This is a genomic window from Janthinobacterium sp. BJB304, from assembly GCF_002735765.1.
Lineage (GTDB): Bacteria > Pseudomonadota > Gammaproteobacteria > Burkholderiales > Burkholderiaceae_D > Janthinobacterium.
Map to the genome: position 1 here is coordinate 34,340 of NZ_PDZN01000033.1, position 21,608 is coordinate 55,947.

Consider the following 21,608-nt stretch of genomic DNA (forward strand, 5'->3'; position numbering starts at 1 on the left):
TACGATCCCTCGGCGCCTTTCACCGACAACGGACCGAACTGGCCGGCCGCATGTCCAAAGTGAAACAGAAATATCAGCCTGTGTCCACACCGTCGAGGGTTGCCAGCAATTCTGCCGCATCCGCTCCTGCCCGACGCCTTACGGCAAGCAAGATCACAACATGCCGGAGGTATTGCACAGGCTTTCAGTTACTACATATCGGGCTACACATGAACAATACCTGTATGGCGACTTTTCGCATTACGACGCCGATGTTTATCGGTGGCGCGGATCAAAAGGCGTTAGATATCCGCCCGGCCAGTGTCAAGGGTGCCTTGCGCTTCTGGTGGCGCGCCCTGAATTGGCCCCGCTTTGCCAAAGCGATGGGGAACGAAGTGGCAGCGCTGCGTACCCTGCATGATGAAGAGGCGAAGCTTTTCGGCTTGGCTGCCAGCGATAATGCCGGTGGACAGGGCGTGTTCCTGTTGAGCTTGTCGCAGCAGAAAATTGAACGCACCGAGCAGCCGTTTAAAGATATGGCCGGGGAACAGTTGTACCTGCTGGGGATGGGATTGGGCAGTTTCAAGGGAGGCAACCACACCCTGCGCAATGCTTTGAGCGGGGGAGAATTCACGGTACGTATGCTGTTCCGTACGCGCTGCGATATCGCCGACCAGAAGAGTGTGCTCGATGCGCTGTACCTGTTCGGCCTATTGGGGGCACTTGGCAGCCGTGCCCGCCACGGCATGGGCTCGGTGTCACTGAGCCAATGGCAGGCTGATGAACGCATCGTGCCACGCACGAGGGACCAATATAAAGCGGCAATTACGTCCATGCTGACGGAGGTGAAAAATACCTTGCCCCCCTTTACGGCGTTCTCGACGCAGACCAGGATCGACATTTCCGCAACGGATAAAGCCCCGTTGAGCTTGCTAACCAGCGTGGGCGCGGAGCAGCAGCTTTATCGCAGTTATGGCAAGGATGGCAAAGTCCAGGGCAGGCAGGCCGAGCGAAATTTCAAACCGGATCACGACCTGATCTACGCCGCCACCAATGGCGAGAGCATCCAGAGCGCCCCAGCCCGCGCGGTATTCGGCCTGCCGCACAATTATTTCTTCTCCAGTAGCAATGGTAAGGCTGATGTCAATTACGCCCCTAATGGTGCGGATAGCCGTCGTGCCAGTCCCCTGCTGCTGCATGTGCATGCACTGGGCAATGATGAATATATCGCCGTCCATTGTCTGATGCCGGCACTGTTTTTGCCGTCAGGCGCACAGATCCGGATCAAGGCACGGAAGACTTCCAATGTCGATGCGATGGTCGATTGGACGGTGCTCAAGAACTACCTGAACCGTTTTACTCAGCGGGAAACCCTCCATGGCTAACGATTATTTTCATTTCACGCTGGGCCCGGTGCAAGGATTTGTAGCGCAGGCGCGGCGCACCCGTGACTTTTGGGCCGGCTCTTTCTTGCTGTCCTGGTTGTCCGGCGTCGCCATGAACGAAGTCAAACGTCAGGGCGGCGAGATTGCCTTCCCCATCCCGGCCGATGATTATCTGGCCTGGATCGACGGCAGCAAAAGGTCGGGCGAGGCACCGCGTCAGGGGGGGATTCCGAACCGTTTCAAGGCATTCAGCGCCAAGGTGCCTAGAGAATTTGATGGCGCAGAGGTGGCCGCTACCATTCGCGCTGCTTGGCTGGCACTGGCCGAGCATGTCTGGAACGAGGACAAGCTGGCAGAGGTGGCCACTGCGGACACGCGCGCAATCTGGCTGCGCCAGCACCTCAGTTTCTGGGAAGTCAGTTGGGCGATTGCCTCGGATCAGCTGGCCAGCACCGTGCTCGATCAGCGCAAAAACTGGCGCTCGCATTATCCGCAAGCGGAAGCCGGCGTGAAGTGCATGGTGATGGATGGCTGGCAGGAGTTGTCGGGCGCAATCCGTCCTGGCCTGGAAATCAACAGGCAGCCGACGGTGTTGAAACAGTTCTGGCAGGCATTGCGCGCCAATGGCGTGCGCGGCATGCGGACCGACTTGGCCGAGCAGGAGCATCTGTGCGCGCTGGCCTATGTGAAACGCCGCTTCGTGCGCCACTTCGGGAGTTTCAATGCCACCTTGGATAGCGGCCTGCGAGTCAGTGGCTGGGAGCTGGTCGCCGGCATCCCGTCGGTCAGCTACATGGCGGCGGTGCACTGGCTGGAAAAGCTGGTCCAGGTTGGCGACAGCGACGAGTTGCAGGCGATACTGGCTGTGGCCAGCGCCGTCAACCCCAACCAGGACGAACGGGAAACCTGTATCCGATGTCTGGTGGAGGCCAGCGCGGGCGTATCCGATGACGACGTCCGTCGCAAGTTGCTGGCACTCGATGCCAATCTGTTCTTTGAACATGCGCAGGATAATGCCAAAGCGAATGGCTATGCGCCCGAACATGTGGCGCAGCTGAAACAGGCGGTCCAGAAATTCAAGCGGGACCATGCCGACTTTGACGAGCCCTTGTCACCGTTCTATGCCGTGCTGCTCATGGATGGCGACTCGCTGGGCGTACACATGAGTGATGTCGCCAATCAGAGTCCCATTTCGACGGCATTGAATGGCTTTACCGCCACGGTGCCGCAGGTGGTGGAACACCATAACGGCTTCCTGATCTATGCCGGCGGCGACGATGTATTGGCGCTGCTGCCGCTGGAAGACGCCATGGCATGCGCCGCAGCGGTGCGCAAGACCTACCTGGACTGCTTCATGCCTTATCCTGCGATCAAGACCAGCATTTCCGCTGCGATCCAGTACGCCCACGTCAAGATGCCGTTGGGTAAGATCCTGGGCGACGCGCATGCTCTGCTCAACGAGGTGGCCAAGGACGGCGCCGGACGCGATGCGCTGGCGGTGCGGGTGTGGAAGCCCGGCGGCATGGCTTTGCAATGGGCGCAACCTTGGGCCATCGCGCTGGAGAATGGGCAACCCGTCATCGAGCAACTGGCACGCAGCTTCCGAGCGCAGAACGCCCTGTATGGCACGGCGTTCAGCAGCCAATTTTTCCACAAGATCGGTGCGCGTTTCGATCTGCTTAATCCGCGCAGGAAACCCGACGGCAGCTACGACATGCCGGTACTCGATGAGGCACAGGCCCGCTGCCTGCTGGCGGTGGATTTTAAGAATAGTGCCGATAACCGCACGCTCACCATCGAGCAGGCCGAACACGCTATCACGCCGCTATTGGTGCAATGCCGTGCCGTGACGCGCGATAAAGAGCAGAGCAACCCGGCGCGATGGAAAAAGAGTGACTTGCTCCAGGCCGATGGAGCGCTGCTGGTGCGCTTTCTGGCGCAAAAAGGAGTCATGCAATGAAACAACAATGGTCTTTTTCGGCGCTCGATACGCTGTTCTTCAAGGAATCGCGTCCGATGGAATCGGTGGGCGGCAGCCAGCTTGCCAGCGTCTTTCCGCCACCGGCCCGCACCCTGATCGGCGCGGTACGCACCAGTATTGGCGAGGCCTTGGGCGTGGACTGGCGTGAATACGCCTCGGGTGATCACCCGCTGCACGCTATCATGGGTCGCTCCGATACGCTGGGGCCGCTTCGCTTTAGCGGACCCTATCTGCTCAGCCATGGCGAACGCCTGTTTCCGGCGCCACTGGCCTGTTTGCAAAGCGCCTGCGGGCAAACCCGTTTGCGTCCCGACGGCAAGGCGACCCACTGCGATCTCGGGCATGTGTACCTGCCGGTCAAAGCCGATCCGGGTTTGCAGGGTGCCAAGCCGTTGGAGCAGGCGCTGATCACCGAGGCCGGCTTGCGCAGCTTCCTGTCCGGGCTGGCCATCGCCCCGAGTGAAATCCGCCTGGCTATCGACTTGTATGTCCAGGAAGAGAGGTTGGGTATCGCCCGTGACAACAACAGGCGCGTCACCGGCGACGGCCTGTTGTACCAGACCCGGCATATTCGTCCGCTTCATACCGCCGGACTGCAGATGGGGGTGGGTGTCGCGGGACTGGACGCCACCAATGTGCCAGAATCCGGCATGGCCAGGCTGGGAGCGGAAGGCCGTCTGGCCGCATGGCAACGCGGTCCGGCATCGGTGCTGCCCGTCGTCGCCAGTCCCGCCAAGGCGCAAGGTCTGTTGCTGATGCTGCTGACGCCCGCCCTGTTCGAGCGGGGCTGGTTGCCAGACGGTTTTGTGCCGCAGGCGCAGGCCGGCGCGCTGGTCTGGCATGGCGATCTCGCTGGCGTCAGGCTGCGTTTGATCAGCAGTGTGGTCGGCAAGCCGGTCCGTGAAGGTGGCTGGGACATGGTGCAGCGCGCACCGCGACCGCTGGCCAGTTATGCCCCGGTCGGCAGTTGCTACTTCTGCCAAGTGATTGATGGAGATCTGCAACAGGCACAAGCGGCGCTGCACGGACTGCAGATCGGACAGGAAACCGAATATGGGCGTGGCGAACTGGCAGTTGGCTACTGGTAAGCCCGGCACACACTCTTTTAGAAAGTAAATCGCGATGAAATTCCAACTTCTGGGTCTGTACGCCGAGACCTCTATTCATGCGGGTGCCGGCACCTCCACCGGCGTGATCGACCTGCCTATCATGCGTGAAGCCCACACTGGCTGGCCGTGCATTTTCGGGTCCGCCGTCAAAGGGGCCTTGCGTGCCAAAGCCGAACAAACCCGGCTGGAAACACTGGAAGACGTGTTCGGCCCGGATACCCAGCATGCCAGCGACCATGCTGGTGCGCTGCCGGTGGGCGATGCGCGTTTGCTGCTGTTGCCGGTACGCAGCCTGACCAGCCATTTCAAATGGGTCACCTGTCCGGCTCTGATCCAGCGTGCAGCCGCCGATGCCAGACGGATGGGGCAGTCCGTGGCCGATTTTTCCTTGCCCACATTCGAGGACAATGAAGCCTTGCAGGCGGGAGTCAGCGCCACCCTGTATCTGGAGGAATTCCAGTTCCAGGCTAAACAAGCGGATTTGTCGGCACTGGTAGATTGGCTGGCCCTTTTCGTTCCATCGGAAGCCGACTTTGCGCAAAAACTGCGACAGCAAGTGGTCGTGGTGCACGACGACCTGTTCGCCCATCTGGCGCAATACGCCACCCCGGTCAATCCGCACATTGCCATCGACAACCGCAACAAGACCGTGAAATCCGGTGCCTTGTGGTATGAGGAAACACTGCCGCCAGAAACCGTGATGTACATCACTCTTGCTGCCAGTGCCTCACGCAAGCGTAGCGGCACAATTTTTGCCGAACAGATTCTGGAGCATACCCTGCAATTGTTTCCGCAACATGCGCCCTACCTGCAACTGGGCGGCAATGAAACCGTCGGCATGGGCTGGTGCCGCGTCAGCCCGGCACGGGAGGCTTGACCATGCAGACGCTACAGCAACAACGCGCCAAGGCTGCGCTGGAAAGCATCACCGGGCTGAAGGGCCATCCGGACGCGGACAAGCTGGTGAGTCGCGCGTCGGAATTGCCGTTCATGATCCACGTCAACGGACTGGGACAGGCTGCGGCCTTCTTCAAGAGCAAGCAAAACAAGGATGGCTACGGCGTCATGTACAAGGTGCTGAGTGACTGGCTGATCCAGCCCGACCGTCCCTTTGCCGGGCATAGCGATCTGATGCGGGCCATCGTCGGCAGCGAATTGCGCACCTACCGCGTGGCGCAGGCTGAGGCCATGCAGTACATGGATTGGGTCAAAAAATTCGCCAAGGCCTACCTTGCCAAGGAGTCGTGATGAGCGTTCCCTTTTACACAGCGGCAGACCAGCCGCACCCGGGAAAACCAACCGAACAAGGTAATACAGGCCTGTGGTTCACCCGGTTTTACAACCAGTTTGAGCCCGACTGGAACGTTGCTGAGAGTGGCAAGCGTAGTTGGATCGGGACGGTGACCGGGCTCAGGGGCGACCTTGGGGTACTGAAAGACGCCGCCAGTCGTTTTGAACGCTTGGGGCTGACGTTGGGCGCAGAAGTCGTCGACTTCAAGACCGAGGGAAACTTTGTCACCGGACTTGGGTTGAGCCATCCGATCGAAAACGGCTTTACCTGGCATCATACGTTGGGTGTGCCCTATCTGCCAGCCTCCGGCGTGAAAGGCTTGCTACGCGGCTGGGTTGAGGCATGGATGGACGATGTGGATGACGATCAGCGCAGGGTGCTGATCCAGCGTTGGTTTGGCACCGCAAAAGGCAGCGATGCGCCGCAAGATCGCGTCGGCGGACTGATTTTCTTTGACGCCTTGCCCATCACCCCGGTCCCACTGGTGGAAGAGGTGATGACACCTCATATGGGTAAGTGGTACGAGCAGGGCGGCCAGATCAAGCTTGAGGCCGATTACGCCGACAAGGCGCCTGCTGACTGGCACAGTCCGGTACCGATTCCCTTTCTGGCTGTCGGCCGTGGCGCCAGCTTCCGTTTTATGGTGGCGCCTCGTTTGACCGGAGACGCCAGTGCCGACCAGCAAGCACGGAAGGATAGCAAGGACGCCATGGCCCAATTGAAATTGGCAATGGAATGGATGGGGGCCGGCGCCAAGACCGCCACCGGATACGGCCGCATGCTGCCTGACGGAGCGAAAATCGCCGCCGCGCTGGCCGAAGCGGGCATTGAAACTGGCTCGGCGCAGTGGATCGGTGCCAAAGTGACCCGCAACAAGAGTACCGGCGAGCTGAGTATCACCTCTGCCGAAGGGCAGCGCGCCGCACCGCTAAAGAGCCCGCAGGCTCAGGACATCTTCAACCGGCTGAGCGAAGCGGCCCAGAATAAGCTCAGGGACGGCAAGAAGCCGCTGGTGATGACGGCTGAAGTAGAAACGATCGGCAATCTGACGCGCGTCGTTTCCTTGCTGCCGAGTGCCGACATATGACCACCTGGTTCGTGAGTAGTCACCCTGGCGCCCTGGCATGGGCCCAGAGCAAGACGCTGTCGTTTGACCATCATTGCGCTCATATCGATCCGCAACAAGTGCAGGACGGGGATGTCGTGATCGGCAGTCTGCCGGTCAACCTGGCGGCAGCGGTGTGCCAGCGCGGGGCGCAGTACGTGAACCTGAGTGTGAATCTGCCTGCGCAACTGCGTGGGCAGGAGCTGAGTCTGGCGCAAATGCAGGATTGTGATGCCAAGCTGGAAGCCTATGATATTCGAGCCAGGCCTTGGACGTGGCCGTTACCTGCACGCACCGGGGACAGCCTGGCGCTGATGGCACGACTGCCCCTGCTGCAATTGCAGGTACAGGCGCGCAATCTCTCCCTGCAGCCGCCACAAAACATGGGCTCGGCCTGGCATGGCGCGCTGGGTAAGGTGTTGCATGACACCCAGCCTCAGGCCTATTGCGCGCTCTATGGCAGCGCAAACGCCGCCGGTGCCCGCCCCTATGTGCTGCGCCCGCCATGCTACGATGAATCGCTGGCGGTCGATGCACCCTTTGCATTCTCGCTGCTGCTGATGGGGGATGGCGTACACCATGCCCAGGCCGTTTGCGACGCCCTGGGCGTGCTGTCGGTACAGGGCGTCGGTCCCGGGCGCGGGCGTTTCGTCCTCGATACTGTTATCCGGCATCCGATATCGCTGCCGCTCTCGCCGCTGCCGATAGCAACGCAGGACATCACCTTGCAGCTATGCACGCCCACCCTGCTCAAGCAGGACAACCAGCACCTGAAACAGGCGCCATCCATGTTACTGCTGCTCAAACGTATCCTTGGGCGTGTACAAGGTTTATTGCCGGCACACGCCGCCGAAGGCGTGCCCGCTGATTTACAGCGGCATCTGTTGCAGCTCGCGGCGCCGGTTGTCTGCGAGGCAAGTACCTTGTCGTGGCATAACACGCCACGCTACTCGGCCCGACAAAAATCCTGGATGCCGTTTGGCGGCTTGTGCGGCGGTGTCCGTTATCTGCAGGTTCCTCCCGAGTTGCAGCTATGGTTGCAGTGGGCGCAGTGGCTGCATATCGGCAACAAAACCACCTTCGGGCATGGTGAAATCCGCGTCTGTCCCGATCCGGATCTCCCGTTATGAGCACTTTTTTTGTCTCGCGCCACTCCGGCGCCCTACAGTGGGCCGCGCAACAAGGCATTCGCACCGAAGGCACCCAGGTGACAGCCAATTTCGATCCCGCCACAGTGCAAGCCGGTGATGTGGTGATCGGCACACTGCCGGTGCATCTGGTGGCGGAAGTCTGCCGCAAAGGGGCAAGCTACCAGCATCTGGTGCTGGACATCCCGCCGCAGTGGCGCGGCATGGATCTTAGCATCGAACAGATGCACCAATGCCAGGCCCGGCTGGAGGAATATCAGGTGGTGGTGTCCGGAGCCAGACAACTTGGCAGCACGACGGCGCTACCTAAGCGCCATATCCAGTTCTGCATCGCATCCGATCAGCTCGAAGCAAACTACATGGCGGCGGCCCAGTTGCGGCCGCAACGGGTCTACATCCTGACCTCCGCTTCCCCGCATATCAAGGATGCGGCGGCCAGGCTGGCCGATGCGCTCGCCACCATCGATATCCCCAGCGAAATCATCGAAGATCTGCCTGACAGCGACCCGTTCACCCTGCGCGAATTCGCCTTTACCCTGACGGCCACCGTGCGTGGGATGATGCCGGATATGCATCTGCTGCTCAATGCCAGCGGTGGCAAGAAAGTCATGTCGTTCGCGCTGAGCCAGGCCTTCATGGCCACTGCCGACAGTAGCGTGATCTATGTCGACAGCGGTGCGGACGAGCTGCAGGTTTTGTCACCCTGGGGCGTGCCCAGCAAGCCGCTGCTGCCCGATCTGATCGAGATCGATTCGGCGCTGGCCTTGCGCGGTTACCGTATTACCCAACGGGAAACCGATGATTACGACTGGCGAACACGCGCCATCAATCGCGGCGCCCTGAGCAACTGGTTGGTACAAAAGGTCAGCCAACTCGGTGGCTTCATCTCCGCTCTGAACTACACCGCGGCCCATGCCCGTGGCGTCGACACCGCAGTGCCATTTTGTATTGCTAAGGAGCAGCCATTCAACCTGAACGAGCAAGCACGGCAGGCAATGGCGCGCATCGTCGAAGCCGGTCTGCTGCAATGGGACCAGCGTGCCAAGACTCTGCGCTTTACCGATGAGAACGCACGTCAGTACCTGAACGGGCGCTGGCTTGAAGAGTTTACCTGGCTGGTGCTGCGCAAGATCGAAGGCGGGGATTGCGCTGGCGGCATCAAGATCGAAAGCCGGTCCAGCCGTGCCGTCGACAACGAGATCGATTTTGTCGTGGCCTGGCACAACCGCCTGTTCATGGTCGAATGCAAGACCAAAAATATGAAGCAGCAGGATGTCGGCAATCAGGAGCTCTACCGCATCGATTCGCTGCAAAAGCAGCTGGGTGGCTATTTTGCCACCTCCTTGCTGATCTCGACCAGGGAGCTTGACCCGCCAGCCGAGCAGCGTGCGCGACAAAACCGCGTCATCATTCTGAGCGGGGCCAACATCGTCCACCTGAGGGAAGTGGCGCTGATGTGGCAGCAAGGCGAGTCCGTTGCCGTCATCCAGGCGTGGATAGATCAGCGCAGTACCGAAAGGCCGTGAACGGCAGGCTGGTCGTCCGCAATACAGACCCTGCTCAAGGAAATTAGTGGATAATATCTCTTCTTCGTGAGAAAAAAGGCTTAAAGCATTGAAGCTGCCCTGCAATGAAATTATCAACACCATGATTATCAAGGGAAATTTCGAGCGGAGGGTCCGGACCAACCCCGATACTTGAAGGGGATTAAGACTTCTGGCGGTGTTGTACGTGGATCGTGTTGTAATCCGGACCAACCCCGATACTTGAAGGAGGGGATTAAGACATCCGGCACGGCCACGGGCTGCACCGGGGCGCGGTCCGGACCGACCCCGATACTTGAAGGGGATTAAGACCTCATGGTGCCGCCTTGGCAGCGATAGCGGCGGTCCGGACTGAGTTACTGTCAATAGCAGACACTCTTGTTTCAAGCCGCCTGTGGCTGTTTGCTGAATTTTTCAGCGAACAACGCTTGCGGAAGGTTCTGTCGCATTAGCAAACCGTCGATGGCCGATCAGGTAAACTACGGCGCCCGAACCCTGGAAGTATCGATATACTCAACTTCAAAGAGATGCGCTTTCCGATCGACGTGATCTTGGTTTGCATCCGGTGGTATGTAGCTTACCCGCTGAGCTACCGTCACCTGGAAGAGATGATGGAAGAGCACGGCGTGTCGGTCGACCATTCGTCGATCAATCGGTGGACGATTCGTTTCCTGCCGCTCGTCGAGAAGATGGCCCGGAAACACAAGCGCCCAGCCGGCCGCAGCTGGCGCATGGATGAGACCTACATCAAGGTCAAGGGCGTATGGAAATACCTGTACCGCGCCGTCGACAAGCAGGGAAAAGAGCAACATCATGGATGAAGTCATCAGTTGACGGCAGCCATTCAGTTTTGAAGCTGCGGAACAGCCGTTCCATCGGGGAGTTATCCCAGCAATTTCCCCGCCGGCTCATGCTCTGTCGTATCCGATAGCGCCATACGCGCTGACGGAATTTTCGACTGGCGTACTGGCTACCTTGATCCGAATGAAACAGCAGCCCCTGTGGTCGACCTCGCTGCTCGTAAGCCATTTCCAGCGCTTGCACAACAAGGTCAGCGTCGGGTCGTAGCGAGAATGCCCAGCCCACCGCTCGGCGAGCGAACAAATCCAACACCACGGCCAAGTAATACCATCGGCCTTGCGCCCAGACATACCCGCGCGAAGGAGCGTTGTATTGTCTTCGTTCAAGCCAAGGCGCAACTGCAACAAGCCCCATTCGCTTGAATTTTGCAAGAAAATCTGCGCCGTCGAGGCAAGTAAGCCAGGCGTCCTGACCAGTGCCAAAGTTTATGACGCTTGCCTCCAACGCCTGACAGTAAGCATAGTTTGCAACCGCGTCCGGGTAACCATACTAAAATCATGTTTCCACATGGAAAATTTAAGAGGTTTTAGCATGGCATGGATTCCAATTCGAATTGATTTTGTTGAACCAGAGACACAGTGCACTCGCCTTGCCAGCAACGGTAGGCGCCATGGTTTCCCGACAGGTACCGCAACTTTTTTATTGGACGAGACTGACGGTCAAGACTATCCGTTTGGCCCGACTTGTGCTGCCATAAAGGTCGGCGATAAGGCCGAGCTTCGAGGGATACCCGACTTCACAACTCGTGACTTCACTCCAACTCAAGAGATAGAGGGTGACCGTGGTGGTGGCCAGGCCGGCGGCTCGGGTGGAGATGAGGCTTCAGACGCCGAGAAAACCAAAGCCTTCGCGAAGCGATATCTGATGCTGCGGATGGATCGAGTTGCAAACCTACCAGGTGTTAAACCGGGCGTCAGCTACGCGCCACTGGCGGAGATCTACCGCGGATTCGAAAAGACCCGGAAACTGACGGAAGATGAGATGCGACATATCATCGCGTTGGAAAGATCAGAGAAGACTCCTACCGTCTATCGCTCAAACAATCTCCTAGACGTTTACACGGCCTACATACAAATTAACCGGCGAATTAATACGGTAACGCCAGGTGACTATCACGACGTACTCGTTAGCATTCGCGACAATTCGCTTCTGCGGCGCCTCACACTATCCGAAGGGCAAATTAGAGCAGCTAAGCTCACACTCCACCCAGATGCCTTCCGGTGCTAGGGCCTATGCCGCGATGATCCGCCTTCCGGCGATATTGCGCCGCCAGCAGTGAGGTTCGCCTACCAGCATGACCGGAAAGGTATCCATTCGCAAACCCACCTGGCCAAATTCGGAGGCGTACTACGGGCCGATGTGTACGAGGTTCAATGCCTTGTTCGACGACGGCATGGTCCGCGAAGCGGCGTGCTCGGCGCACCCACGGCGCAAGTTCCACGACCTGCACGCTGCGCGGCCGACAACACTCACCACCGAGGCGCTGTATCGGATTGCAGAACTGTAAGTAATCGAGGCCGAGATCCGGGGCAAGCCACCGGATAAGCGAAAGCAGGTTCGACAGATGCGTTCGCGCCCCTTGTTCGACGACCTGGAGCGCTGGCTGCGCACAGCACTAGACACGCTGTCGCGTAAGTCCGACACGGCGGCGAACCTGTACGCGCTCAAACTCTGGCCAGCACTGCTGCGCTACTGTGACGACGGCGCCATCCAGATCGACAACTCGGCGGCCGAGCGCGCCTTGCGAGGGATGGCCATTGGCCGCTGCAATTACCTGTTCGCCGGTGCCGACCGCGGCGGCGAGCGCGCCGCCGCGATCTACTCGTTGATCGGGACTGCCAGGCTCAATGGCGTCGGTCCCGAGGCCGGGCTACGCCACGTACTCACGCACATCGCTGATTACCCGGTCAGCCCGGTCGACGACTTCCTGCCCTGGCACTTTGCCGCGCAGATTCCAACAGCCTAAAAGGCGCCGCTTCCAGCGGCGTGATGCCATCATCTTGCATTGCCACGCTCAACTCGAGACGCCTCAGGCAAGACGCTTACGGTCAGGGAGGCCCGTTTCGAACTGCTTCGGCGAGTTTTCCCTTAAGCTCGTCCACAATGGGGGAGATCGTTGCAATCACTTCCTCAGGAGAGTGGAACATCCGGTCTCTCCCAAACTCTATTAGAGTCAGAAGATTGTCAGGTTGGAAAGGGTACGTGCCACGAAAGGCGCGAGTGATTAGTTCGCTGCAGATCTCCATTGCGCGCACCCCAGAATAGCCCCAATCTCCTACATCAGCACGGATACCTCGGGCTATACGCTCATGCTTTGGGATATCCCAATACTGTGCACGGCAAGATTCAACTTGATCGAAAAGTTCCCGAAGTCGCATGGCAGAAATGTCGCGTCCGGATGTTGATCGCACGTTCTCAAGCGTTGTTACTTGGACATTGGTCAAATTTGCAGCTTCGATAGCCCCACTTTGGAATCCAGCCTCGCAAAGCAAGATTCCTCGATCAGCTCCTGTGTCAGTAACGATCTCGCGAAGTGCCAGGACATGAAGCTTGGAAACAGCAGATTTCCATTGTTTGCATTCGACCAGCCAAGTTATATCAAAACCGCCATGATGAGATTTGACCACGACATCGACGTCGTGACTTGTTCGGACTCCCTTTATCGAAACATTAGTAGACGCTTCAAGTCCCATGGATCGAAAGAGGGCCGCTGCCTCCTCTTGATAGTCGAACCAGGCAGTATTCATATGTTCCTTTATAGGTTGCTGGATCGGATCTGGTATTTCTAGTTGTTTAGTTTCGTGTGATCATATTCCTCGTCGCAGCATGGCCCTGTTCCGTGCCAAAGCCATGCTTGACGAGTTGACCGGCGCGGTTTGCCACCGAGATCGTCCCATCGGTTGTAGCACATCGCATAAACTTCAGTCCATGAGTTCAGTCCATGAACTCACGCATTCGTCCCCAAGCCCGAACCACCCCGAAAATTCGCCAGGAAATCAAGGACTTCGGCCTGTCCGACCACTAGGTCGCCAAGGATGCCGACAAGGCCTATGCTTCGCGTGCCCATCGGGCCTGGTTGCGTAGCCGTGGCATCGCTCCACGCATAGCCCGCTACGGTATCGAGTCGCGCGAACGGCTGGGAAAATGGCGCTGGGTGGTCGAACGCACACTGGGCTGGCTTCACCGCTTCCGCCGCCTGCGTATCCGCTACGAGCGCCGAGCTGATATCCATCAGGCATTCCTGTCACTTGCCTGCATACTCATCTGCTGGAGATATATTCAGCGGTTTTGTTAGGCGCTCTTAGTCCTCAACTTTCAAGATCTTTGCGCACCAGCGCCTGCTTCCTTACGGCATGGGTTCTTGAACAAGGGCGCTCACCAGCCCGCGCTAGGTGTGATGTTTCAATAGGTTGTTGTGGTTCATTCGGATTGGATTTGAGACACTGGAAATCGCCAAACCCCCAGTTCTCAAGGAAACCAACCGAATGAACATCCATAAGAATGCCCGATTAACGCTGATTCGTCGAGTCGAGATGGTCGAAGACGTCCTGCATCACCGCCTGCCGGTCTGCCAGGCCGCTGTCCGCTATGCCGTGAGCGAGGCGAGCGTGCGCAAATGGCTGGGGCGCTTCCTTGCCGAGGGCCGCGAAGGCTTGATGGATCGCTCGTCGCGTCCCGCACACAGCCCTTTGGCACTGGACGCGGGCAAGGCGCTGACCGTTGTCGAGCTACGCAAGAAGCGCATGACGCAGGCCAGGATTGCCCAGTACCTGCAGATATCGAAGGCCACGGTCAGCCGTGTGCTGGCGCGTGCCGGCCTCTCCAAACTGAGCGATCTCGATCCCGTCGAGGCGGTGCAGCGCTATGAGCATGCGCAACCGGGCGACCTGATTCATATTGATACCAAGAAGCTCGGATGCATTGAAGCCACCGGTCATCGTGCGACAGGAAACCGGCGCGACCGTACGCGCGGCGCCGGATGGGAAGTCTTGTTTATCGCCATTGACGACCATGCCCGCATCGCCTTCACGGAACTCTACCCTGACGAAACCCAAGAAAATGCCAACCGTTTCCTCGCCAATACCCACGCCTATTTCTGCTCGCTCGGGGTGCGCCCCAAAGCCTTGTTGACTGACAACGGTTCAGCCTTTCGCTCCAGGTCATTCAAGGCCACTTGCAGTCAGATCGAAGTCAAGCACCGCTTTACGCGGCCATATCGACCGCAGACCAATGGCAAGGCAGAACGCTTCATCCAGTCAGCCTTGCGTGAATGGGCTTACGGCTTCGTTTATAACAACTCACTGGAACGTGCCCACATGCTCAAGGAATGGAATCATCACTACAACTGGCACCGGCCGCATCAGGGTATTGCTGGCAAGGCACCGATGTCACGGCTTGGATCTAGTCCGAATAACCTCTTGCAACTTCACAGCTAGGCGGATTGTCGGACGCCACCAGGATGCAAATATCCCTGGCTACATTGGACCTGGCATTGGACGACTCACAGTGGCGGTTGCAATAGCACCTTCAATCTTGCGAGACTGTGAAATAGAGCGTTCAGCTTCAAAGTAACGCTCCCATTCATCCTCTGGCACATGCACCTCATCACCAATTGAAACTGCCATTGAGAGTGTAGTGACAATTGCCAACTTGATGGCATCGCAGTACTGACTCGCCGGATGAAATGACGGCAACGGAAGGTTGTCTGTGTGATCACTTGGGTAAATTTGATACTCCCACGCTCCTCGCGATCCCCGTCTACGTCTGATTGTTATCATAATGCCTTCTTCCTTTTGGATTCCGGTTGATACGCAACATTCACAGGCCGGGTTAGCTCACGCTCAGCTCGACGACTGTGAATGAGATGGCGGCTTAAAGTCCGGCCCCAGTAGCACACAGCAGCCGTGAACGATGGATAAGAAGAGCCAACACTACTGGCGACGATTCAAACCTTCGGTCTACACCGTCCGCGTCTGCATCGTTGGCACCTCTTGAATATCCAAGCAATTCGAGACGCTCAAGCCGATTCGCACAGATAGGAAGTCTGGAACCTGATAGTCCGTCGCGCCTATCCATCGATGAGCCAGGACATCAGCATCAATTCCATGAGCAGAGGATGTTGGCCGCTCACTTAGACTGAATAGCTACTTTTGGCCGTCTCGAAGAACCTCTCGCCATATTCGCGCGGTTTCTGAACCTCTCGGCTTGCAAAAACGTTGATGATAAATTCCCCTCGCATAGCCATGAACTGGGCCAGACCTGCTGTCGTAAGCACGACATAACACCCCTCGCCAAAGATAGAATCGTCATCGAGATCCACCGGCCCTGCATCGCGCCACCAAACAATTCTTGCTACGATGATTCCATTCGCGTCAAGGTACACGCCAGAGGCATTGGTGTGCGCCCGCCACTGGAGTTTTCGCAACCAATTGGGGCAGAGTACGATGGGATAGGTCGCAGAATCTAGCCCACGGTCAATTGAACATACCAGCTTCCTGATGAGTGTCGGCGCCGCATCGTTATCTAATGGCAGCACCCGGCCTATCCAAACAGCGGCTGGTAACTGCATATAACAGTCATCAAACTTCTCATTTTCGATAGGAATTTCTGGGACGCGAATACGGTAAAGCAGAAGTTCCGTTTGCCGGGGCTTGTAGATCTTGAACCGCGAAATCTCCGCTATGACATGCTCGTCGCGTTGGCCTGACCAAGGAGCAACATCACCGACGACGTTTTCTGTCCACACTCTTTCACCCTCCGTCCAACTAGCGTCACGGGCGACGAGTGGCCGGTGCAGGCCGATCGGACGTACCTGTGGGAGCGACAGAGGTTGCGGTGGAATTGGCGCATTCAGGCGCTCCAGGAGCACTGGGATGTCATCGGGTTTCAGCAAGCCTGCCTGGCGAAGCTCTCCTGCCACATGACGAAGCGCTATTGCAGCAATCAAGGCATGGGGCTTCAAATACGTCATCTTCATCTCAAGAGCGCGCAACTGACTCTCTAGGCGCGTGATTGCCTGCGCCCCGAATGCCTCAAGCCCGCCCCACTGATGGATGAACATGGCAGCCCGCCGCCGGATTATCAGCTCGTCAACGTCTGCAGCTTTTGCTAGAGCCTGCGCTGCGGAGCGCAACATCTGCGTCCATCCAAGCTCTGACTCGACTCGCATGGCACCGGTTCTCTCGTCCGTCAACGCGCGCCCGACCTCCGGTAGGCCAACGAGTTCGAGCTGGTAGAAAAGCGGCAGCGGTTGCGGATCCATCCCGACGGGAATACCCCAGCGATTAGCAAGCAACGTAGCAGCCTCCGCAACCGCGAAATCCCTGTGGTTGACTAGTTCAGCCACGGTGGCGCCTAGCTGGGGAGGGAAATGATCGACCTCGCCTACAAGCAGGCTCTGCAGCGCTTGCAATGGCGCATCCAGGTCGCCACCCAGGAGGCGTCGAATTATTTGTTCAAATACAGCTTGGCCTTGGCCCGGCTGTACAGCCAGCTTCAAGACGTAGTTTCGTGCGTGCCGTTGAATCTCGGTGACTGGCAGCCGCAGCGCAAAGTGCAGCAGTTCCTCTAGGATCTCGTCATCCCTGAGGGGCTGCGTGATTGACTCGAGGGGCTTGCCAATCTGAAACTCGCGCGTGCAAGCCATCTGCTCGGCTAATAGCGACCAGATGGCCGGCCAGTCCGGCGCCGCAGTGATCACCGGCAAAATTGAATCAATCTCGGTAAGCAACGATTGCGTGCTCTCCTGACCGGCGACTACCGAATCTACAAGATTCTCAAAGGCAGCAGGGTGCATGCTCTCGCCTTCAAGCAGTCGTCGTGCCTCAAAATAGCGGAACTTGCCGCCGCCCATCCAGTGGCTCCAAGAACTCCATGGATCTTTGCTTTGCTCGTAGTCGCGCACGAGCTTTCTCGCATATTCAAAGTCGCCGGCCTCAGCAAGCCGCTTTACCAACAAGAAACGGCAGCGCACATCAGACTGCAGACTTTCCCAGCGCTCATACATTCGCTGAACGAGATTGAGTGGGCCGGACTCAGCCAACTCCGCAAAGCGGTAAGGGGCGTTGTAATTCAGCTGGTCCGTTTCCGCCTCGAATGCGCGCTCAAGCGCGTCAAGAGTCGCCTCAGAGTCGTACTTGCTCGGCGTATTGGAACTCCGGGCTTCCGGGGCTTCCGAAGCCCAGCGTTCCAATGCTGCATCCAGCTTGGCTGACTTCAAACCATGTTTGGCTGCGGCGGTGCGAAGACGCTGAAGAAGCGGAAGTCGCTCATGCGCTCCGCTGCTAACTTCGATCGCGTCCAACAGCATCTGTGCCAGCTGGGCAATTTTCCCTAAACTTGCTGCGTCAGCGGCGACGTCAATGAACTCTCCGATGCAATGTGGATCACGATAGTACGGCTCCCTGTAGAACGGCAAGCAGAGTCCACACCAGACCGTAGCACATATCATGAAAAGCTCGGGACGGCGGCGGACCATCCCAATCATCAACAAGTCGACGCGGTTAGGCCATGAAATCAAGTGCAAGTCTGCAAGGGACTTTGATACCTCGAATCCAAATCGCGGGCCAACCTGCATCGCCTCGTTGATGAGCGACATAGTCAGTCGATGGGCTGCAGATGATCCCTCCGTCTCCGTCATACCTGATACCTGACGCATGAGCAGCGAAACCCGCTGAGTCCGTTGCCCTGGATCAACGCTATTCGCAAGAACCATGATGTCCCGCCAGATGGCGTATTGAGGATCCTTCTTCGGAGGCAAAGCGTATCCGAGGCATTGCTCAGGTACTGCGGCCAGCACAAGCTTTGCGCGTTCAACATCTCCGACTGCAGCGAAGGAGATGGCCAGATCCGCTAATCCGTCAAGCTGTTCACTGGGTGTATCCTCACGAAGCTCCCCGGCGAGGGCGCCGAGGCGGGCCGCTGCGGTTTCGCGGTCTCCGTCAATCCGATACGCCGTGACAGCCAACGTCCGCCGAAGATACCAGGTACCACTCAGCGTCGAGGTAGCAATTGCCTCCTCTACCGCATGAAGGGCCGCACGGTACTCCAACTCGCCGCATTTGGCAGCGACCTCAAGAAGGGCGCGAGCAAGCACCGGCACCACCCTCACGGCTTGTCCGATGCGATACGAGTCGGTGCCACCATTTGGGTTGAGTCGCAACACGTACCTCAGTGTGTTGCGGGCCAGCATCTGGACACCGCCAGCGGGCACAGAAGAGTGATCTTTCGAAATGCGACCAAGAAGCTCGCCAATTTTGGAGGTGTATGTTTGGAGATATTGCCAAGGTAGATGTTTGGAGAGCGTCGCATCCGGGATTGGTTTATCCAACAAGGTACATAGCCTCGCGTGATGCATCACCGCGCTGATCAATTCAACCAGTCCAGAGAGATCAGTATCATCGTCGGCCATTGAAACCATTGGGGCGACAAGATTTTCGAACACGGTTAATGCAAATTCGTGGCGCCCTGAGTCCACTGCAGCAAGTGCCACGGAACGACGCAGACCATTGGGAACCTCGTCAAATTCCGGCAACTGAAAGGCAGTATCGAACAAAGTGAGTGCTTGCGCGGAATTGCCACGGCCATGTGCCACGAGCCCGGCGTGAACCATCAAAGACGCCCTATCTTCGGCGGAGACTCCGATCTTGTCGCAGAGCTCTTCTGCGTCCATCCCTGCAGACTGAACAAGCATCGCCTGTGCAACCTCTCGCCGAAGGTGCCGCTTTAAAGCGGCGATCGTCTCTTCAGAGAGCACCTCCGATTTTTGCTTTAAGCCCCAGGCGGCCAAGTGATCAATTGCCTGCTGGATTTGCTCGTGATCCCGGAAATGAAAGGCACGCCGCGCCCACTTTTCAAACTCTTTAACGTTATGCTGGTTACCGTCCTGGAACTTCGACGTGTGGATTTGTGACAGCGGCTCCAGGGTCTCAAACAAGTCCTTCGCACGGTCAAAATCTCCGCGCTCGAGCAGGGCATCTACAACTTTGTAGCCTCTATTCGGAAAATCCTGAACGAATGAGACGGCAGCATCGATGTCGCCGACAGCCAGCATTGCTAGCGGCAACCGATCAGCATACTCCAGTGCCGCTTCGCGCCTGCCCACTTCATCACTGCAGAGCAGAAGCCGCGTGAGAGCAGTTGCATCAAACGTCAAGCGGACAGCAAACAATGCCAAGCGAATATCGGCGTGGATGTCAGATATCGGGCGACCTGCTGCCAGTTGTTGCCGGAAACAATCAGGCGTCGCCAACGACAACACATCGTCTTGGTCACCCGCGCGAGCCCGATATCGCAGTTCAAGCCACCGCTGCAATGATTCCTGTGGCGCCCCCTTGGCCAACTGTGCAAGATTTCGGTAAACGCGGGTGGAATATTCAGTATCGATGCTGCCGAGACGTGTCCGCGGCTGAGCGATCACAAACAGCCGGAAGCTATTGTGAAACACACTCCATCCTTGCGAGGTTTCACGTAGTAGGTGGCGCGCAACCACGAGCGCACGCTCTATCGCATGCTCTGCCACCACCGTGGCCAACAACTGCAGTGGCATAGGCGCTTCGGCTCTAACCATAAAACCCAGCACATCCATGGCGTCGCTATCGCCGGAAATTTCCCGCCAGGCGGACCTGTATAGTGACTCGATATCACCGTCGAACGCCATCTCGCCGGAGAGCAAGTGCTTGCGGCCCGCATCGTCAGCCCGCAACAGAGCCTGGATTAGGTACCGAGTAGCCAACGGATGTCCATGGTTGATGTTGCACACATCCAAGCGGGAAATTTCTGGGTCTAGACCAAGTGCGTCGGCCAGTCGAGCAACCGCTTCGCGACTGAGGGGCCGCATACGCACAAGTCGCTCGGTCTTCTCCGCCTGCTCTTTGACTGCAGGTTTCAGATATGCGAGATCCAAGCGTTGGGTACCAAGCACGAACGTGACGCCGGTGGGGATGGCAGCAGGAAGCGGCAGCTCGCCCAGCAATGAATGTGTCGGCCGCTCTTCCCGTGGTACGTGGTCGAGCCCATCAACAATGATGATGGTACGTATCCCGTCGCGCTCGTAACGAGCGCCAGCTTGGTTCAGCAGGGCGCCAAACTGTTCGCGGCGTTCGTGCAGCGAGTTGTCGCGTAGACGCAGCCCAACCAATCCACCGTTACGCAATTGCGTGTCGACATCTTCTAAGAAACTGTCGGCTTCGCCCCGTCCCACGCCTTGAGCGCTGCCAGGCACATAGGCTAAATATCGCACCAAACGGATGTTCGGTTCTGTGGCCAGCGCTACCTGAAGCAGGGTCGACTTGCCTGAACCGGGCGGACCGATGAGCGACAGGTAGCCTTGGTCGACGGAACGCAACGCCTCCAGCAAGAACATCTCAGTGTCCCTGTTGCGCTGCACGTAGGTCCCCACCGGAAACCTATGGATGTGCAGTGTCTTGGTCGGGTCCCGCCATCCGAGCTCCTGCAGGAGCTCGTCTCGGGACCACCTATCCTTGTCTCTGGCGTCAGCGACCAGCTTCGGCAGCGTTCTGGCAATCTCCGAAGCCAGTCGAGACTGTTCGGCGCTGAGCTTGTGAGACTGAATGAACTCCGCCGCGGCGCCATGCACAACACGCAGGCTGTGCAGGAACCGTTCAAATTCGGCTTCGATCAAGTTCGACGCGTCTAGCAGTAGATCTACCAAGCGGCTCCAGCTGGAGAGCCGCCAATCGTGCAATGATCTATAGGGGCAACGTTCAAACTCATCTAGGAATGCCGCGCTGTGTGGCGGTGTTTCGTCGCCAAGCTTGTCGTTGACTGACGGAATGTCATCCACGACCAGACGGATCTCGATGCGGGAATCAGGATTAGCCTTGCTCAAACACTGCCAAGCATGGATCAATGGTTTCAGTAGGCCGTTCGCCCCAATAAATATCGTCCCCACCGTGAAAGTACTTGGGAACTGGGATGTCTTGAACTGATGGCCGACCACCAACCCATCAAATCCGAGCACTAAATCGTCAGCTATACCTGCACTGCGATCGGCCACACCAACCCACCGGAGTTGATCATGCTCAAGCGCGGCATAAATGGCTGCGCCAGCTTTCTCATACTGGCCAATATACCCTCGGAGTGCCCGTCGCTCTCCTTCGGCAGGAGGGGTCACATGAACCGGTGAAGGAGACTTATTATTCATTTAAACCGAAGAGATTTGTATGATGATGCCAAAGTGCTATT

At 57.9% G+C, this 21,608-nt stretch carries 12 protein-coding genes and 4 pseudogenes; 13 read left to right on the forward strand and 3 right to left on the reverse strand.

Annotated elements, in window-relative coordinates:
• Positions 1-209 precede the first annotated feature (209 nt).
• The 9 genes and pseudogenes from cmr1 to CSQ95_RS27380 form a co-directional block, all read left to right on the forward strand.
• The gene (gene cmr1 / locus CSQ95_RS27340; RefSeq protein WP_180279186.1) at positions 210-1,364 is read left to right on the forward strand and encodes a type III-B CRISPR module RAMP protein Cmr1; all 1,155 of its coding nucleotides are present in this window, start codon (positions 210-212) and stop codon (positions 1,362-1,364) included.
• Positions 1,357-3,324, forward strand: coding sequence for a type III-B CRISPR-associated protein Cas10/Cmr2 (gene cas10, locus CSQ95_RS27345; protein WP_099411777.1), 1,968 nt, complete (start codon positions 1,357-1,359; stop codon positions 3,322-3,324). The genes cmr1 and cas10 overlap by 8 nt, the downstream gene beginning before the upstream one ends.
• On the forward strand, positions 3,321-4,433 hold the full coding sequence (locus CSQ95_RS27350) for a type III-B CRISPR module-associated Cmr3 family protein (protein ID WP_099411778.1): 1,113 nt from the start codon (positions 3,321-3,323) through the stop codon (positions 4,431-4,433). The genes cas10 and CSQ95_RS27350 overlap by 4 nt, the downstream gene beginning before the upstream one ends.
• 34 nt (positions 4,434-4,467) lie before the next feature.
• Positions 4,468-5,331: a type III-B CRISPR module RAMP protein Cmr4 gene (gene cmr4 / locus CSQ95_RS27355; RefSeq protein WP_099411779.1), complete on the forward strand. Its 864-nt coding sequence runs from the start codon at positions 4,468-4,470 to the stop codon at positions 5,329-5,331.
• 2 nt (positions 5,332-5,333) lie between these two features.
• A complete protein-coding gene (gene cmr5 / locus CSQ95_RS27360; protein WP_099411780.1) occupies positions 5,334-5,702 on the forward strand; it encodes a type III-B CRISPR module-associated protein Cmr5 in 369 nt (122 codons plus the stop codon).
• Positions 5,702-6,832, forward strand: coding sequence for a type III-B CRISPR module RAMP protein Cmr6 (cmr6, locus tag CSQ95_RS27365; protein ID WP_099411781.1), 1,131 nt, complete (start codon positions 5,702-5,704; stop codon positions 6,830-6,832). The genes cmr5 and cmr6 overlap by 1 nt, the downstream gene beginning before the upstream one ends.
• Positions 6,829-7,980 carry a CRISPR-associated protein Csx16 gene (csx16, locus tag CSQ95_RS29805; RefSeq protein WP_180279187.1) on the forward strand — a complete coding sequence of 384 codons (1,152 nt, stop codon included), beginning with the start codon at positions 6,829-6,831 and terminating at the stop codon, positions 7,978-7,980. Before cmr6 ends, csx16 (CSQ95_RS29805) begins: the two co-directional genes overlap by 4 nt.
• Positions 7,977-9,524: a CRISPR-associated protein Csx16 gene (gene csx16 / locus CSQ95_RS29810; RefSeq protein ID WP_180279188.1), complete on the forward strand. Its 1,548-nt coding sequence runs from the start codon at positions 7,977-7,979 to the stop codon at positions 9,522-9,524. Before csx16 (CSQ95_RS29805) ends, csx16 (CSQ95_RS29810) begins: the two co-directional genes overlap by 4 nt.
• 545 nt (positions 9,525-10,069) lie before the next feature.
• Positions 10,070-10,342: pseudogene (locus CSQ95_RS27380) on the forward strand (IS6 family transposase); the annotation flags it as partial.
• Positions 10,343-10,373: 31 nt separating this feature from the next.
• On the opposite strand, the pseudogene CSQ95_RS27385 reads toward CSQ95_RS27380, so the two are convergent.
• Positions 10,374-10,694, reverse strand: a pseudogene (locus CSQ95_RS27385) (DDE-type integrase/transposase/recombinase); the annotation flags it as partial.
• 240 nt (positions 10,695-10,934) lie between these two features.
• Here CSQ95_RS27385 and CSQ95_RS27390 point away from each other — a divergent pair.
• On the forward strand, positions 10,935-11,630 hold the full coding sequence (locus tag CSQ95_RS27390) for a hypothetical protein (protein WP_143450106.1): 696 nt from the start codon (positions 10,935-10,937) through the stop codon (positions 11,628-11,630).
• A 9-nt stretch (positions 11,631-11,639) separates the two neighbouring features.
• Positions 11,640-12,369 (forward strand): annotated as a pseudogene (locus CSQ95_RS27395) (IS66 family transposase); the annotation flags it as partial.
• An 82-nt stretch (positions 12,370-12,451) separates the two neighbouring features.
• Here CSQ95_RS27395 and CSQ95_RS27400 read toward each other — a convergent pair.
• Positions 12,452-13,150 (reverse strand): restriction endonuclease, encoded by a 699-nt coding sequence (locus tag CSQ95_RS27400; protein WP_099411783.1) that lies wholly within the window; start codon positions 13,148-13,150, stop codon positions 12,452-12,454.
• Between the two features lie 290 nt (positions 13,151-13,440).
• On the opposite strand from CSQ95_RS27400, the pseudogene CSQ95_RS27405 reads away from it, so the two are divergent.
• A pseudogene (locus tag CSQ95_RS27405) lies at positions 13,441-13,698 on the forward strand (transposase); the annotation flags it as partial.
• 190 nt (positions 13,699-13,888) lie between these two features.
• The gene (locus tag CSQ95_RS27410; RefSeq protein WP_099411784.1) at positions 13,889-14,839 is read left to right on the forward strand and encodes an IS481 family transposase; all 951 of its coding nucleotides are present in this window, start codon (positions 13,889-13,891) and stop codon (positions 14,837-14,839) included.
• Between the two features lie 695 nt (positions 14,840-15,534).
• On the opposite strand, the gene CSQ95_RS27415 is transcribed toward CSQ95_RS27410, so the two are convergent.
• Positions 15,535-21,567: an ATP-binding protein gene (locus CSQ95_RS27415; protein WP_099411785.1), complete on the reverse strand. Its 6,033-nt coding sequence runs from the start codon at positions 21,565-21,567 to the stop codon at positions 15,535-15,537.
• Between the last annotated feature and the right edge of the window lie 41 nt (positions 21,568-21,608).